General features: G+C 62.6%; 10 protein-coding genes. 2 read left to right on the top strand and 8 right to left on the bottom strand.

Annotated elements, in window-relative coordinates; all coding sequences use genetic code 11:
• Positions 1-305: 305 nt before the first annotated feature.
• The 8 genes from JX292_RS03840 to JX292_RS03875 form a co-directional block, all read right to left on the bottom strand.
• On the bottom strand, positions 306-2,627 hold the full coding sequence (locus tag JX292_RS03840; RefSeq protein WP_204861607.1) for a helix-turn-helix transcriptional regulator: 2,322 nt from the start codon (positions 2,625-2,627) through the stop codon (positions 306-308).
• Positions 2,628-2,835: 208 nt separating this feature from the next.
• Positions 2,836-3,231 carry an FKBP-type peptidyl-prolyl cis-trans isomerase gene (locus JX292_RS03845; protein WP_049334192.1) on the bottom strand — a complete coding sequence of 132 codons (396 nt, stop codon included), beginning with the start codon at positions 3,229-3,231 and terminating at the stop codon, positions 2,836-2,838.
• Positions 3,232-3,339: 108 nt separating this feature from the next.
• Positions 3,340-4,398, bottom strand: coding sequence for an FKBP-type peptidyl-prolyl cis-trans isomerase (locus JX292_RS03850; RefSeq protein ID WP_204861609.1), 1,059 nt, complete (start codon positions 4,396-4,398; stop codon positions 3,340-3,342).
• Between the two features lie 202 nt (positions 4,399-4,600).
• The gene (gene pafA, locus JX292_RS03855; protein ID WP_204861611.1) at positions 4,601-6,073 is read right to left on the bottom strand and encodes a Pup--protein ligase; all 1,473 of its coding nucleotides are present in this window, start codon (positions 6,071-6,073) and stop codon (positions 4,601-4,603) included.
• A 29-nt stretch (positions 6,074-6,102) separates the two neighbouring features.
• Complete coding sequence (locus JX292_RS03860; protein ID WP_049334195.1) at positions 6,103-6,297, bottom strand: ubiquitin-like protein Pup; 195 nt, start codon at positions 6,295-6,297, stop codon at positions 6,103-6,105.
• A gap of 252 nt (positions 6,298-6,549) precedes the next feature.
• Positions 6,550-8,373 (bottom strand): depupylase/deamidase Dop, encoded by a 1,824-nt coding sequence (dop, locus tag JX292_RS03865; protein ID WP_204861614.1) that lies wholly within the window; start codon positions 8,371-8,373, stop codon positions 6,550-6,552.
• A gap of 122 nt (positions 8,374-8,495) precedes the next feature.
• Positions 8,496-10,358 carry a proteasome ATPase gene (gene arc, locus JX292_RS03870; protein WP_204861624.1) on the bottom strand — a complete coding sequence of 621 codons (1,863 nt, stop codon included), beginning with the start codon at positions 10,356-10,358 and terminating at the stop codon, positions 8,496-8,498.
• Positions 10,359-10,731: 373 nt separating this feature from the next.
• Positions 10,732-11,811 carry a tRNA (adenine-N1)-methyltransferase gene (locus tag JX292_RS03875; RefSeq protein WP_239653625.1) on the bottom strand — a complete coding sequence of 360 codons (1,080 nt, stop codon included), beginning with the start codon at positions 11,809-11,811 and terminating at the stop codon, positions 10,732-10,734.
• 274 nt (positions 11,812-12,085) lie between these two features.
• Here JX292_RS03875 and JX292_RS03880 point away from each other — a divergent pair, with 274 nt between their 5' ends.
• Both JX292_RS03880 and JX292_RS03885 read left to right on the top strand, forming a co-directional pair.
• Complete coding sequence (locus JX292_RS03880) at positions 12,086-12,280, top strand: hypothetical protein (RefSeq protein ID WP_204861626.1); 195 nt, start codon at positions 12,086-12,088, stop codon at positions 12,278-12,280.
• A 443-nt stretch (positions 12,281-12,723) separates the two neighbouring features.
• Positions 12,724-15,501 carry a type ISP restriction/modification enzyme gene (locus tag JX292_RS03885; protein WP_204861633.1) on the top strand — a complete coding sequence of 926 codons (2,778 nt, stop codon included), beginning with the start codon at positions 12,724-12,726 and terminating at the stop codon, positions 15,499-15,501.
• Positions 15,502-15,529 lie beyond the last annotated feature (28 nt).

Genomic DNA, 15,529 nt, shown 5'->3' on the forward strand with positions numbered 1-15,529 from the left:
GTGAATACCCCGAGGGTGGTGTCTCGCGGGAGTTTTCGAGTGGCGTTTGCTTGCGCGGTGTCGAATTGTCCCTCGATTGACTCGACCCAGGTGACGGTTTCGTCGAGTAGCGTGAAACCGCGAGTGAGTGCTTTGTAGGTGAACCATGCCAAGTAGAGGAGCGAGCAGATGATGAGCGCGCCCCATAGCAAAATCCAGAACCACCAAGACATGGGCACCATTATACAAGTTTTGAGATGCTGTTTTGGTGGGGTGCTGGTGTGTTCTGGGGGTTTTGACGGTGTTTTTGCGGATGGGTGTAGGGTCTAGTTTTCTCTGGGCGAAGTGGGGTTGGCGTTGGCGAGGGCGGTGAGGTGGTTGAGGAGGGTGGCGCGAAGGTGCGCGGGTCCGGTGATTTCGAGGGATCCGCGGTGCGCGATGACGGTGTCGATGATGTTCTTATCGCCAGCCCCAGCGATATTGCGGTAGTGCAGGCGGACGTGGGTGGTTTTACTACCTTCTCGGGCGTGGTCTACGCTACGGCGCTTGTAGGTTGCGGTGAGGGTTTCGAGGGGTTCCCCATTGGGGGTGTGGTCGGTGGGGTGGATGCGCAGCTCAACGGAGGGGTTGGTGGTGGTTTTGTGCTGCTTGGCATGCCAGTCGTTGACGGTGGCGTTGTGGTCGGGACCGATGTAGTGGGGCTGCGCGGAATCTGCGGGTGCATAGTTGCTGATGCGGGTGAGACGGAAGTTGCGCCAGAAGACGGGGTCGGCGGGCAGGGGGCATTCCGCGAGGGTGCTCTCCCCCGCCGCACGGGTTGATTCAGGCGCAGTGATGTCTGCGGTGTTGCTCGTCCCTTCGGCTACAGCCTCTGCGGCGAGGTGGCGTGCCTCGCTGGTGCGACACCACGCGTGCAGGTAGAGGCGGTCGCGGTGCAGGATGAGGGCCACGGGGTCGATGAGCCGCTCCGCCGGGTGGGTGCTATTGCCGTAGTTGATGGTGAGGGCGCATCCGCTGGCGAGGGCGGCGCGCGCCTCCGCCAGCTGCGGGTCTTCGGGGGCGAAGAGCAGGTGCTGCGTGTACTCGGCGGTGCGGGGGTAGGCCTCGGCGAGCGCGGCGAGAATCGCGGCCGGCCGCGGGTCTGCGGGGTACATGAGGTCGGCGGCGGAGAGAGTGAAAACGAGGATGGCCAGCTCAGTGTCGGTGAGGCGGGCGTAGTTGAGCAGGGTGAGGGGCGTGCCGCCCTCACCAATGGTGGGGAGCAGGTTGGTACGGACTGGGGTGGACGCGTCGGGGTTTTTGGCGTCGGAGTGGAAGGGAACGTCGTCGAATTCTTCGTAGATGGCGTTAATAATTTTGTCGATTTTGGTGGGGTTGCCGTTGTCGACGCGGTAGAGGGGGTTGAGCTTGTTGAGGGGCATGGGCTCTTCGCCGTGTGCGGCGGCCCAGCGGTCGGCGCGGTGTATCGCGAGGATGAGGTCGTCGAGCGCGTCGAGGGCATCGTTGCGGGAGCGTCCGGCGGTGGTGACCCAGCGGGTGGGGTTGTGGGGCTCTCCGGAGTGGAGGGTGATGAGGGTGCGCAGGAGCTCCTGCTGGGCGGCGTGGCTATCTTGCTGACGGCCGGTGACGGACTTGCCGGTTTCAGGGTGAGCAGTGGTGGGGCGATGCGGCTGAATAAGCCAGCCGGCGCAGGTGGCGTCGATGGCGCTGTCGACGGTGCCGTAGGAGAGCACGGCGAAGGGTTCGGCGGATTCGCCGGTGGCGGGGTTGGGGTCGGTGACGTAGAGGGTTTCCTCGTAGCCTTGGATGTCCGCGAGACGGGTGCGGGCGTTGTAGGTCGGGTTGATGGGTGCGGGGTCGGTGCTTGAGAGCACGTCGAGGCTTCGAATACGGTCAGTGCGGTAGGTGTAGGTCTTGCGCTCCTCGGGGGTTTTGTCGCCGAGGGGGAAGTGCGCGACGAGGTACCAGGAGCCGTAGCTGTAGATGAGGCCGGCGACGCTGACCTTCTCGTAGGTTCTGATGTCTCCACCGCCGCCCTGATAGGTGAAGTTGAGGGTCTTGCGCTGGGCGTAGGCGGTGAAGAGTTCGTAGAGGTGCGGGTCGTCGCTGAAGTGCAGGCGCTGGATGTGCTCACGGTAGGCGTGCAGGTCGCGGGCGCGCTGCTTGACGGTTTTGATGAGGGGCGGCTGGTTGTCTCGTTTGGTCTCTTCGATTCGGGTGACCTTAGCTGCGGTGAGTGCCTCGTCGGTGAGGTGCTCGCTGGTGAGCGCAATCTTGCGCAGGATGCGGCAGGCCTCGTCCTGCAGTTCGGTGCCCTCCCAGCCACGCAACTCGGTGTTGAGGAGACGGAACTCTTCGGCGGTGGGATTCCAGGTCGCGGGCGCGCTCAGGGGTTCGAGGCGGTAGCGTCCGGAGTTGTCGGTAGTGAAGTGGGTGATGCGCGCGCCAGCATCGCGCAGGGTCTGCTTGGCGCGCTCGAAGGCGCGTTCCTGGGAGTCGTTGAGAGAGCCGTTAGCGTGGGGGGTGATGCCGAGCAGGGTGAGTAGTTCGGTTCGGCTGATGCCCTGTTCGCGGGTTGCGGCGTCGGGTGCCGCGGCGACGGTGGCGAGGCGGTTCAGGGTCATGAAAAGCTGAGCTGCGGTGGACATGGTTCCATCATACCGTGTGTGTTCCGCGGCACTTACTGAGCGTGCGGGAGGGATACGGGAAGGTTGCGCCGACATCGAAAGCTCACCCGGTACGCGCCATCAACACGCATCCCCGGTGCGCAAAAGCCCGGCGCCTCTCCCCCATCGGAGGAAAGGCGCCGGGCCGGGCCGGACGGGTTCGGGCGAACCCGATGCCCGCATCCGGTGCTTAGCGAACGTCGAGCAGGTCCACCACGAAAATCAGGGACTCGCCGGGCTTAATAACCGAGCCCGCACCGCGGTCACCGTAGGCCATGTCGGCGGGAATCTCCAGGCGACGACGGCCGCCAACCTTCATGCCGAGCAGACCCTCATCCCAGCCGCGGATAACCTGGCCAACGCCAACCTGGAACGGCAGCGGCTCGCCGCGGTTCCAGGATGCGTCGAACTCCTCGCCGGTGGAGAAGGCCACGCCGACGTAGTGGGTGAGAACGCGGGAGCCGGGAACAACCTCAGCGCCGGTACCCTCAATCAGGTCGGTGATGACCAGCTCGGTGGGGGCGTCGCCCTCGGGGAAATCGATTTCGGGCTTTTCGCGGTCGAGCTTACGCTGGCCGAAAGACATGGTGGTCTCCTTTGATTGATTCGAGATGATTCGAAATAGTGGGTGCGCGCGCCGCCTAAACCGTATAAGCGGTGAGCGCGGTTAAAAACGTGGACGACGTCCTCGGGTTTACTGCGCGGTAGCCGAGGGTGCCGGGGTTGCGGTAGCCGCGTCCGAGGAGGCACCCGAAGCCGATGCGGAGGCCGCCGCAGCGGAAGCGGCCTGGGCCTGCTGCAGGGTCTGCGGGTTCTCCTCGGCGCCCAGGATATCCACGACGAACACGAGGGTGCCGGTCGGAGTGGAGCCGTTGGTATACTCGTTACCGTACGCCTGGTCTGCCGGGATGACCAGCTCAACGCGGGAGCCGACCTTCTTGCCGGTCAGGCCGGCGGTCCAGCCCTTAATGACGCCCTGCAGGGACAGGCCCGCGGGGATCTTGTCGTAGTTGCCGTCGAAGACCTTGCCGTCAGAGTACTGGGCACCAATGTAACGCACGTAGATGGTGTCGGTTGCCTTCACCTCGGGGCCGGTACCTTCGATGAGGTTCTTCGAGACGAGCTCGGTGACGTCCTGCTTGGTGTCAGGCATTTTCAGTTCAGCCTTGCCGGTGGACTCGTCCAAGGTGAAGGCGGGCAGGGCCGGGTCGGCGGTCTGGGCGGTGCCGGTGGCGTACTTGGGCAGCTTGGCCTTGACGGTGTACACCTCAACATTCGTGGGGGTGCCCGGGGATGCGGTCGAAGCGGAAGGCGTACCGGAGGCGGTGCGCTGCTGCAGGATGTTGGTGCTGTAGGAGAAGGAACCGCCAACCTTGATTTCCTTCAGCTTCTCGTACACCTCGGGGGCTGCTTGCTTGAGCTGGTCGTTGATGGGCAGCAGAATCGGTTCACTGGAGTAGGTGGAGCCGGCCACCTTTCCGTCAGCACCGTTGAACACGGCCGCCTCGACGAGCACGAAGTCGCCGTCGGTGAGGGAGTCACCGTTGCCGGTCTCAATCACGTGTGCGGTGGGGGTGGATGCGGCGAAGGGGGTTGCGAAGGACACCTCGGGTTCCGCGGTAGCGCTCTTGAGGGTGTACTTCACACCGGAGAGATCGTCGTTGGGGCCGGCCTTGGGGGCGCAGGCGCTGAGAGTAAGCGCGAGCGCGGCGGCACCGACACCAATATAGGTCAGGGGTGAGCGTTTGGTCATGATATATCCTCTGGTTGTGTGCGCGCCGGATAATGCGCGCGCCTTCAGAATAGTTTACAGGTACGGGGTTGGGCGGTCTCATGCTACCGCCTGTGGCTGTGGGCCGGCTGTGCGCGGGCGGAGTATCTGCAGGGGCGGGCGCGTCCGTGGGGTCGGGGGCGTACGCCCCCGACCCCACACGTATTTCCCTGGCAGAGTTTCCCTAGCAGGGCGGCGGAAAGGATGCCTCGCGGTTCTGGCGAGCCTTACCCTCTAGCAGGCTCAGCACCTCTTCCAGGCCCTCGCTGTCGGTAGCGAACGGGTCCTTGCACACCAGCGTGTGCTGCGGGTATGCGTTGAGCTTCAGGTGCACCCAATCCACGGTGAACTGCTCCCCCGCCGCAACCGCCGCGTTAATGAAGCGCGAGCGCTGCAGGGCGCGAGTGGCGGGCGGTTCGGTCTTCGCGGCCTCCGCAGCCCCCTCAGGCAGGATGCGCTTGACGGCCCCGCGGCGGACCAGAGCGTGGAAGACGCTGCGGTCCGGGTCGATGTCGTGGTACGCCAAATCCAGCTGGCGGATGCGGGCGCTCGCATAATCGGCGGGCTGACCAGCCGCGCGGGCGCGGGCGATGTACGCATCCAGAAGCTTCTTCTTGATGGCCCAGTCGATTTCGGTGTCGATGCCGCTGTAGTCGCCGGACTCGATAGCGTCCAGGGTGCGTTGCCACAGGTCCAGGGCGTAGCCCACGTGGCGGTGGTGCGCGCCGTACTGCTGCACGTACTGGCGGGCCGCATCCAGGTAGTGGCGCTGCACGCTCAGGGCCGTGTAGTACTTACCGTCGGTGGTCTGGAAGGTCGCGGTGCCGGTCAGGTCGTGGCTGATAGCGCGCAGGGCCGCCGGGACGGACACAATATCCAGGCTCGTGACCGGGAAGCGGTCCTCGAGCATGCGCAGCACCAGGTCGGTGCTGGCAATCTTCAGCAGCACGGTCGGCTCCGCCATGTTTGAATCACCATTAATGACGTGCATGCGACGGAACTTCGAAGCATCCGCGTGCGGCTCATCGCGGGTGTTAATGAGCGGGCGAGCGCGCGAGGTCGAGGTGGAAGCTGCCTCCCAGATGTGGTCGGCACGCTGCGAGAAGGAGTACGACGGCACACCCGTGCTGGATGCCGGGTCGGTCGAACCTGGCACCGGGCCGCCCTGCGGGTGGGTCTTGCCGGCGCCCACCAGGATCTGGCGGGTCACCAGGAACGGCACGAGCTGGGCAATCAGGTCGTTGAACTGTAGCTTGCGGCTAATCAGGTAGTTCTCGTGGCTACCGTACGAGTTGCCCGCCGAATCCACGTTGTTCTTGAACAGGTACAGTTCGCCGTCAAGGGGGCGGCCCTCGGAACCGGCGAGCAGGCGCTTGCGGGCGGTGCGCGCCAGGTCGGCGAAGAGCAGCTCACCGGCGCGTTCCTGCGCGAGCAGCTCGTCGATGCTACTACATTCGGCGGAGGCGTATTCGGGGTGCGAGCCGACGTCCAGGTAGAGGCGGCCGCCGTTGGGCAGGAAGACGTTCGTCGAACGCCACTGGTCCAGTACGGGCTTGAAGAGGGCGGCGGCGGATTCTTCGATGCTCAGCCGGCCCATGCCGTGCGGGACGTAGCTGAGCCCGAATTCGCTTTCAATGCCGAAGATGCGGTGTTCCATGATGATGACCCGGCGCGCAGGTGCGTCGGTTACTCGCCGCCCTTCTGGACGAAGCCGGTCACGAAGTCCTCAGCGTTCTCGGCCAGCAGGCCATCGATTTCGTCGAGCAGGTCGTCGACCTCGCTCACGTCGGAGACGACGTGGGAGGCGGCCAGGGTCAGTTCCTGCTCCTGCTCGGCGGCGGTGGTTTCGGTCTGCTGCGCGTTAATGCGTTCGCGGCTCATGGTTCTCTCCTTGAGGTTGGTTAGGTTAGTTGGTTTGGTTAGTTCCGGTTGGTCTGTGATGGAGGCGACGGGGCCGGTCGGCGCGGGTTGCGCCGCCGGTTTGGGGGTGCACCGGATGCACCGCCTCCGTGGGTTTTGTGGTTTTGGCTCTTCCAAATGGGGGTATCGGCCCCGGGGCGGAATGTGAGTTCATGTGGGTTTGGGGACTGAGACGCCCCGCGGCTGCCCCAAACCCTAACAGTACCCCGCACCCTAGCGCAGGCCGTTCAGTAGCGCATCCGAGTGGTTTGCCTCCGCCAGCAGCGGCTCCACCTCGGCGGCACCGTAGCGGGTCGGCTCCATCATTGTAAAGCGAGTCAGTTCCTTCGAGTACCGGCCACGGCACGAGACCGTATCCCAGTTAATACCCAGAATCTCCTCGGGCCAGCGGGACATGAGCGTGCCACGCAAAAACGCGCGCGTCTCACGCGGCGGCTCAGTCGTCGCACGCTCCACCTGCTCGGCAGAGAACAGCGTGCGCATGCGCCCGCGCGCCACCAGACGGTGGTACAGGCTCTTCGACGGGTCAATATCAGCGTACTGCAAATCCAGCGCCTTCAGCTTCGGGTTCGCGTAATCCACGCCCTTCTCAACGTAGCCGCGCACCAGCGCATACTTGGCCACCCAATCCAGACGGTCCGCCAGCGAGAGCGGGTTAGTCTCTAGGGCATCCAGAACCTCGCCCCACAGATCAAGAATCTGCGCGGTCGCAGCATCCACACCCGCCGGGTTCGACTCCTCATGCGTACGGGAGGCCTCGTAGTAGGCGCGCTGAATCTGCAGGGCGCTCGCCGAACCACTCGTGGACACCGGGTTCGGCAGGGTCGCCGACGAAGGAGCCAACGGCAGCTGCGCCGACAGCGACAAATCGTGGCTGACCGCGTGCATCGCCGCCACCGGATCGGACAGACGCACACCCGGTAGCGCGGGGTGCTGCTCGCTGTGCGATTCAATCAGGTTCATCACCAGCGCCGCCGTACCAAACTTCAACAGGTTCGAATAGTGCGACAGGTTCGCGTCCGCCGGAATTACGTGCAGACGACGGTACTTCGACTCATCCGCGTGCGGCTCGTCGCGCGTGTTCACAATCGGGCGGCGAATCGTGGTCTCCAGACCAATCGTGCGCTCAAAGAAATCAGCACGCGAACTAATCTGAAAACCCGGCACCTCACCGTGCGTGCCGATACCCACACGGCCCGCACCCGTGAAAATCGCGCGGGTGGCGAAGAACGGCAGGAGCGCATCCGCCACCTGCTCGAACGGAACATCACGGCTAATCAGGTAGTTTTCGTGGGCGCCGTACGACTGGCCCTTCGAGTCGGTGTTGTTCTTGTACAGCTTCACCTGCGGCAAATCCTGCCCGTGGTTGCCCAGCTCCACCAGCGACTCGTACGCCAGTGCGTCACCGGCAGCGTCATAGAGCACCGCGTCGGCGGGGGTCAGCACCTCGGGCGAGGAATACTCCGGATGCGCATGGTCCACGTACAGGCGCGCACCGTTGGGCAGAATCGCGTTCATCGTCACCCGATCCCAGTCCAGACGCTCCGGGAAGCCGCCGCGGCCGTGCACGCCGGCGAGCGCATCCAGGGCGCTACGCGGCTCGGTGGGCTCACCCGGTGCCTGAACTCCCGCCTCGCGCATAATCTCCAAGGCGATGTCCTGGCTGGTCAGCTCGGTGCGGGTGTGCGTCATCTGGCTCGAGTGCGCGGTGGAGGCGTCCTGCACCCGGCCGAAGGCGTCGCGCAGGGGCGACTCGGACTCCCCCAGCCACTGGCCCTCGGGGGCGGCGGGTGCGGGTTCGGTCGAGTAGTTCTCGGCCTGGCGGGCCTCCTCGGCAACGAGCTCGGCGGCCAGGGCGCGGCGCTGCAGCTGCTCACGGAAGGCCTCGCCGCGGCGGAACGCAAGCTTGGCGTAGGTGTTGACCACCAGTGCCGACAGCACGGTCGGGTTGGTGCCCGGCGCGGAGGGTGCGATGACGCCGTATTCGGTTTCGGCGCCCATGACGCGGTGCACGCCGTAGCTGGGGGTGGAGTTCATGGGGTTCTCCTGAAAGGTTCTGTTAAGGGTCTGGACCTGCGGTAATACCGCTTGTGTCGCGGGATAAGTGCTCGGTGAGCGCCGGATGATTGCCGCCCGGCTCATGCTTGTAAGCGCGCGGTTTAGCGGGCCGGCTCCACCGACACCAGGCGGCCACGTACACCGGCGACGGTGAGCGCATCCTCAATATCGGGCAGAGGCGGCAAATCCACCTGATCCTCAAACTCGGCGCGCACAGCCTCCAGCAGGTGGCGGGTACCGATACCCACACCGGCCGCGCCCTCGACGCCGTTTACCTCGGCCGCACCGGAAGCACCGGCAGTCAGTGTCTGCAACTGCTCCTTAATCGCAGCCTTCTTCGCGCGGTCCACAATATTGCGAATCACCGCACCCGAGGCGAAGTCGCCGCGGTAGAGCGTGTGCGTGGAGAGGTGGCCGGTCGCGGCGTTCGAAGAGCCCACAATCATGGAGGAATCCACGGTCGCCACGGCGTACGCGGTGGAGGGGGTACGCGCGTACAGCTGGCCGGTCGCGGCAGCAATCATCGAGGTCAGGGCGGCGCGGGCGGATCCGGCGGCGGCAACCTCCGCAGCGTCCAGCGGCAGATCCTCGGTCAGGTACAGACCGAAGATTTCGGCGGCACCGGGGGCATCCGGGCGGTTGATGCGAATCTTCAGGTCGAGTCGGCCCGGGCGCATCACCGCGGCATCGATGAGGTCTTCACGGTTGGTCGCGCCAATCACGATGACGTTCTGCAGCGACTCCACGCCGTCGATTTCGGCCAGCAGCTGCGGCACGATGGTCGTCTCAATATCTGAGGAACGGCCCGAACCACGCATGCGGAACAGCGACTCCATCTCGTCGAAGAACACGACGACCGGGTGACCGGCCTCAGCCTTCTCGCGGGCGGCCACGAAAATATCGCGAATCTGACGCTCGGTCTCACCCACGAACTTATCGAGCAGCTCGGGGCCCTTAATGTTCAGGAAGTAGCCACGGGTATTCGAACCCGGGTTCAGCGCGGCGGCGCGGGCGGCCAGGGAGTTCGCCACGGCCTTAGCAATCATGGTCTTACCGTTACCGGGAGGGCCGTAGAGCAGAATACCCTTGGGCGGTGCCAGGTGGTAGCGCTCGAAAATCTCGGGGTGCAGGTAGGGCAGCTCCACCGCGTCGCGAATCTGCTCAATTTGTGCGCCCAGGCCACCGATCTGGCTGTAGGTGACGTCCGGAATCTCCTCGAGCACGAGCTCCTGCGAACGGGAGGCGGGCACCTGCGAGGTAATCATGCGGGTGCGCGTATCGAGGGTCACCGCGTCACCGGTGCGCAGCTGCTCAATGTCCAGGGAACCGGCCACGCGCGCCACCTGCTGAGCACCCGAGGAGGTATCGACCAGCACGCGCTCGCCGTCAAGCACCTCGCGCACGGTCACCACGTCGCCAAAGGGCTCGGTGTCCAGGGCGACCACGGCCTCGGACTTGTCGTTGAGGAGCACCGTCATGCCGGGGGTCAGCGTGGACAGGTCAATCAGCGGGGATACCGGAATACGCATAAGTCGGCCGCCAACCTGCACGTCCAGGTAGGTGTCAATCTCGGCGGGGGTCTTATCGTCCGCAACCTGCTCGTAGGTCATGGTCTGGCCCTCGTGCACGGCCAGCACAATCGCCGAGTTCAGCGGCGGCATGACGTTCTGCGAGAGGGAGGCGCGCAGGCGCTCCACCTGGTAGCGCATGCTGGTAATAGCCTCGACGAGCTTGCGGTTCTTCTCCCCCGCGCCGCGAATCTGTCGGCTCATGTTATCGCGGGTTGCCTCCGCGGCAGTGAGGCGGCGCAACACGGCGTCATACTCCTGGGCGCTGACGGGCTGACTGCCGGGCAGGGAGGTCGAACCGAACGCGGCGGAGTAGTGCGGTGCGGCGGATGCGGCACTGTGCGCGGTGCCGTGCTGCGGGGTTCCGGTGTGGTCTGCGGATTCGTGGGGGGTCACGGTCTCTCCTAAGCGTGTCCGGGCGGGTCGGGCTGGTGCGTGCGGGCCCTTCGAATTGCCTCGATGCGTGGGCTCCGCCAGGGCCGCACCGAGGATGGGGTTGGTACTTTCAGTCTATCGAGAACGTGCGGCTCGGCCGGGGTTCGGGACGCCAAATTCTCTGCGGGCTCACATGCTGACCCGGTAGTTCTCGGCTATTCCCCGCTCATCCCGGCGGTTTTAGATTTTTCCGGCGGTTCTAGACTCTTGCCCCGGCGTTTCGGGTCTCAAAGGGCAGGGCGGGATTGAGGGCGTGGCGGAATCTGAGCATAAAGCCTGCGGGCGCGCCGCGGGGGCACCGGCTGATACCCGTGCCCCCGCGTGCCCGTATGAATTATTCAGCTGCCTCGGCATCCTGCGCGCCCTCGGCGGTCTGATCAGACTCCACGCCGTTCTGCTCAAGCGCAATCTCGTTCGCGCGTGCGGCGTGAGCGGCAAGGTTCTTCGCATCGCGTGCGGCGCGGCGAATCTTCTTGTCGGTCACCTCACGCTCACCCACGTTCATGGGAATCCACGCGTTCATATCCTCTTCAGAGAAGTCAGTCTTGGAGGCGCGACGCTTCGGCGCCAGGCGTACCGCACCGTCAGCCAGGCGACGAGCCACCACCAGGAACGCGGTGTGCGCCACCATGCGGTGGTCGGGGCGGACCGCCAGGCCCTCCACGTGCCAGCCACGCACAATGGTCTCGTCGCATTCGGGCTCGGTGAAGCGACCGTCCAGGCGCATGCCCTCAACCAGGCGGGACATCTGGGTCACGGTCGCAACGTAGCAGATGAGCACGCCGCCGGGCGCGAGCGCCTCCGCCACAGCGTCCAGGCACTCCCAGGGTGCGAGCATGTCGAGTACGACGCGGTCGACGCTGCCGGGCTCTTCAACCTGCGGCAGGGTGTCCTGCAGGTCGCCGATGCTCAGCTTCCACGCCGGGTGGGGGCCACCGAACATGGTTTCAATGTTGCCGCGGGCGACGTCTGCGAACTCTTCACGGCGTTCGAAGGAGTGCACGCAACCGTAGTCGCCGACTGCACGCAGCAGGGCGATAGACAGTGCGCCGGAGCCGACGCCGGCCTCAACGACGCGTGCGCCGGGGAAGATGTCTGCCTTGACGATAATCTGGGCGGCGTCCTTGGGGTAGACGACGGCCGCGCCGCGCGGCATGGAGAGAACAAAGTCCTTGTAGAGGGGGCGCAGCGCCTGGTAGAGGATGCCGTGAGTGTTGGCGATGACGGTGCCTTCGGGTGCGCCGATGAGGTCGTCGTGCTTGAGGAAGCCCTTGTGGGAGTGGTATTCGCCGCCTTCGGCGAGGGTGATGGTGGTGATGCGGCCGCGTTCGTCAGTGATTTGGACGCGTTCGCCGGGGCGGAAGGGGCCGCGGCGGTTGATTGCGCCGGTGGGGGTGTGGGTGCCGCTGCTCACGGGGTGGTTCTCCTCGGGTTTGGGTCAGTCTGTGCTGTTCGCGCTTTGCGGCGAACTCTGGACGGAAAAAGTCCTTTTCTATTTTAGCGGAGTCTGCAAATCGACTGTGGCGCGTTACCCCGCAAGCGTGATAATGCGGGGCATGGATGGAGCAATGACCACTGAGCAATTGGGGCTACTCATTTTTGGTTAGACTTGAGGGGAGTCCGTGGAAATCCTCTGCGGGCAGAAACACCTTAGTGCCCAAGAATTATGGGGCAAAGGAAAGAGTATTGTGACTGATTTCAACTCACTGATTGCCGAGTTCGGCAGGCAGGTGCGGGAGAACCTGCGTTTTGGGGAAGGTGAACCGGAGGCTCAGCTGACGAACCCGGTAGCCACCCTTCTGAAGGGTTTTGGCGCTCTGCATTCAATGGAAGTTCAGACCGTCCGTGAGTCCTCGCTGAAAACAGCGGGGGGGGGGGTCTAGTTTCTGAGGGTCTGGTTCGCCCTGATTACGCCATCATGGTCGATGGTGTTTTAACCGGTTATGTGGAGCTGAAGGCTCCGGGTAAGAACATTGACCCCGCTTCTTTTGGTAAGAAGAGCCACGAATATAGGCAGTGGCAGCGTCTGCGGAACCTTCCCAACCTTTTGTACACCAACGGCACCGAGTGGCGTCTTTATCGTTATGGTAAGCCTATACCGACAGGCTCTGAGAAAAACGATAACGCAGTAAACGTAAGTGCTGGTTCATTCATCATCAGGAATAAGCGTGTTCTATTTCCTGAAAAAATTACATGGAGTGCTCCGGCCGATCTGGCTACCCTTTTCCTGAATTTCTTGCGCTGGGTACCGGCTCCTATTACAAGCGCTGACCGATTGGTGGAAACCTTAGCGCCCCTGGCAGCACTGCTACGTGAGGAAATGCTGGTGAGTCTCACGGCGCAGGAGAAAACGGATGCGTCGAAACGCACCAAGGCGGAGAAAAAGGGCGAGGAAGATGAAGTTACTCTTCCCAAGCTGGTGGGTCTGCGTAAGGATTGGCGCGATACTCTCGCTCCCAATACGAGCAATGAAGAGTTCGCCGATAGCTTTGCCCAGACTGTGGTGTTCTCGCTGGTGGTCGCTCTCTCAGAGAATCTCGACCTCAACCTCGATACCTTCTCATCGATGATTCGTCGTCTGCGCTCTCAGCATGGCCTGCTGGGCAATGCGTTGAGTCTTCTCACTGAGCATCTGGATGAGGATAGTTCCTTGTATAGCACTTTGGCTGTTATTGTGCGTGTGATGAACGCTGCGTCATGGCCAGATATTTCCAGCGGTAAGTCAGACGTATACCTGCACCTCTACGAGCACTTCCTGAAGGTCTATAACCCCGAGCAGCGTAAGAAGACCGGTAGCTACTACACCCCCGTTGAGGTGGTGGACCAGATGGTGCGCCTGGTAGATGACGCTCTGCGTGCCTACCTGGGCAAGGAACACGGTCTGGCGAGTGAGGGTGTGTCCGTGATTGACCCGGCGATGGGTACCGGCACCTATCCTCTGTCGGTGATGCATAGGGTGGCGAAGACGGAGAGCCTCGCTCCCGCTGCACGTACTCGTGCCCTGAATCGTCTGGCAAAGAACCTGTACGGCTTTGAGTTACAGTCGGGTCCTTTCTCCGTGGCTGAGCTCCGTCTGAACGAGACGCTTAAAGAGATGGGTGCTGATATTCCTGAGGACGGTCTAAATCTCTATGTAGCGGATACTCTGAGCGACCCCTACGCTAAGCAGAAGCCGGTGAACAGTCAGACCCTGCGCCTGCTCTCTCAGCTGTCGAATAAGGCAACTAGGGTGAAGCGTGAGGTGCCTATTCAGGTGTGCATTGGTAATCCGCCGTATAAGGATAAGGCGGAGGGTATGGGCGGCTGGGTGGAGTCGGGCTTCCGCTCTGCCGATGTCGCCTCCCCCATTCTGGATGACTTCCGTGCACCGGGTATGGGTAGGTACGAGTATGTGCTGAAGAACCTGTACGTCTATTTCTGGCGCTGGGCGTTCTGGAAGGTCTTTGAGGATTCTTTCCGTGCTCTGGAAGGTCAGCCCGATAGTGCTCAACGTGCGGGTGTGGTCTGTTTTATTACTGCATCTGGCTATCTGAATGGGCCCGGTTTCGCGGGAATGCGCGAGTATATTCGCCGTTCGTCTAGCCGCGGCTGGATTATTAACGTGACTCCTGAGGGCAAGCGCCCGCCGGCGAAGAACGCTGTCTTTGCTATTGAGACTCCGGTGTCTATTGCCCTGTTTTTGCGTGAAGAGGACACTAATGAGCAGGTTTCTGCGGATATTCGTTATGTGGCTCTGCACGGAACATATCCAGAGAAAATGCAGGCTCTTGCAGCCCTCGAACTGGATAGCGCAGAGTTTGAACCGGCGCGTTCCGGCTGGGGTGATAAGTTCGCTCCCGAAGCGGGTGGTGACTGGGATAGCTACCCTGAATTGCCTGATTTCTACCTAGACCATTTTCCTGGGATTAATCCCTCTAGGTCGTGGGTATATGATCCTTCCCCATCCATTTTGGAAGAACGCTGGGCTGAACTGATTGAGGGCACCGATTTGCAGGTACGTGCTGAGCGTTTCAAGAAAACTGATAGCACCAGTATCTTCGCAGGTAAAAAACCGCTTCCCGGAGAAGATACTTTCCAAGGAAGTCATGAAAGCCTTAACGACCAGATTGCTCGCGAGGTTATTCCGGATGCGCCGAATATTGTACCGGTAGGATATCGTTCCTTTGACCGTCAGTATATTTTGGCTGATGCTCGTCTAATTCACAGGCCCTCACCCAAATTATGGGAATATCGCATTCCTGACCAGATTTTTATTGTGGAACAGCACGCACACTACCCCAAAGCAGGTCCAGGGTTGTTCTTTAATACCCTCATTCCCGATAAACACTCATTTAAGGGAAGTGAGGGTGGACGAGCTCACCCGACGCTGAATACTGGTGGTACGCCAAACCTCACCGAGTCTGCCGAGCAGATGCTCCGCGAGCGCTTCGGCAACAATGCTCCCGGCGACCTCGTTTACTACCTGGCGGCACTCACCGGTCACCCCGGATACGTGCGCACCTTTGACGAGCCGCTCCAGCAGGCGGGTATTCGTGTGCCCCTCACCGCCGACCCTGCACTCTGGGAACGTGCTGTTCAGCTCGGTAAGCAGGTTGTGTGGCTACACACCTACGGTGAGCGCGGCGAGCCGCTACCGGGTATGAAGTACCTGCACCAGATTCCCGAAGGTGCAGACTACACCCTGCCGACCCCTACGGTAGACATGGGCAGGACCATGCCGGAGAAGAAACCCAGCTTCTCCCCCGACCCGGTCACCGGTAGCCTCTCTAAGGAACAGGACAGCCCCGTTACGGGTACGGTTTCCTTCGGCCAGGCACGCTGCGAGAACGTGGAAAAGCGCGTCTTCGACTACACCATCGGTGGTAACCAAGTGCTGGGACTGTGGGCTAAATACCGCCTCAAGAAGCCGGTAGTGCGCCGTAGCTCCTCACTCAACGATATTGTTCAGCGAGAATGGCCGGAAGCCTGGAGTGAAGAGTACGAGCGCCTGCTCTACACTCTTACGCACCTGGTGCACCTGGAACCCGCTCAGGAGAAGCTCCTTGATGAGGTTCTCGCCGGTGAACAGATTTTCCGTGAGGAATTTGTAGATACCGAAGACTAGCCACTCAATAGCTGCCAGTATCAGGTTC

Source organism: Rothia mucilaginosa, assembly GCF_901875305.1.
Taxonomy (GTDB): domain Bacteria; phylum Actinomycetota; class Actinomycetes; order Actinomycetales; family Micrococcaceae; genus Rothia.

Excerpts from the sequence above, each read along its gene's own strand:
- JX292_RS03845 (WP_049334192.1), bottom strand. The coding sequence starts at position 3,231 with ATGTCTTTCGGCCAGCGTAAGCTCGACCGCGAAAAGCCCGAAATCGAT.
- pafA (WP_204861611.1), bottom strand. The coding sequence starts at position 6,073 with ATGGAACACCGCATCTTCGGCATTGAAAGCGAATTCGGGCTCAGCTAC.
- JX292_RS03860 (WP_049334195.1), bottom strand. The coding sequence starts at position 6,297 with ATGAGCCGCGAACGCATTAACGCGCAGCAGACCGAAACCACCGCCGCC.
- JX292_RS03850 (WP_204861609.1), bottom strand. The coding sequence starts at position 4,398 with ATGACCAAACGCTCACCCCTGACCTATATTGGTGTCGGTGCCGCCGCG.
- dop (WP_204861614.1), bottom strand. The coding sequence starts at position 8,373 with ATGAACTCCACCCCCAGCTACGGCGTGCACCGCGTCATGGGCGCCGAA.
- JX292_RS03840 (WP_204861607.1), bottom strand. The coding sequence starts at position 2,627 with ATGTCCACCGCAGCTCAGCTTTTCATGACCCTGAACCGCCTCGCCACC.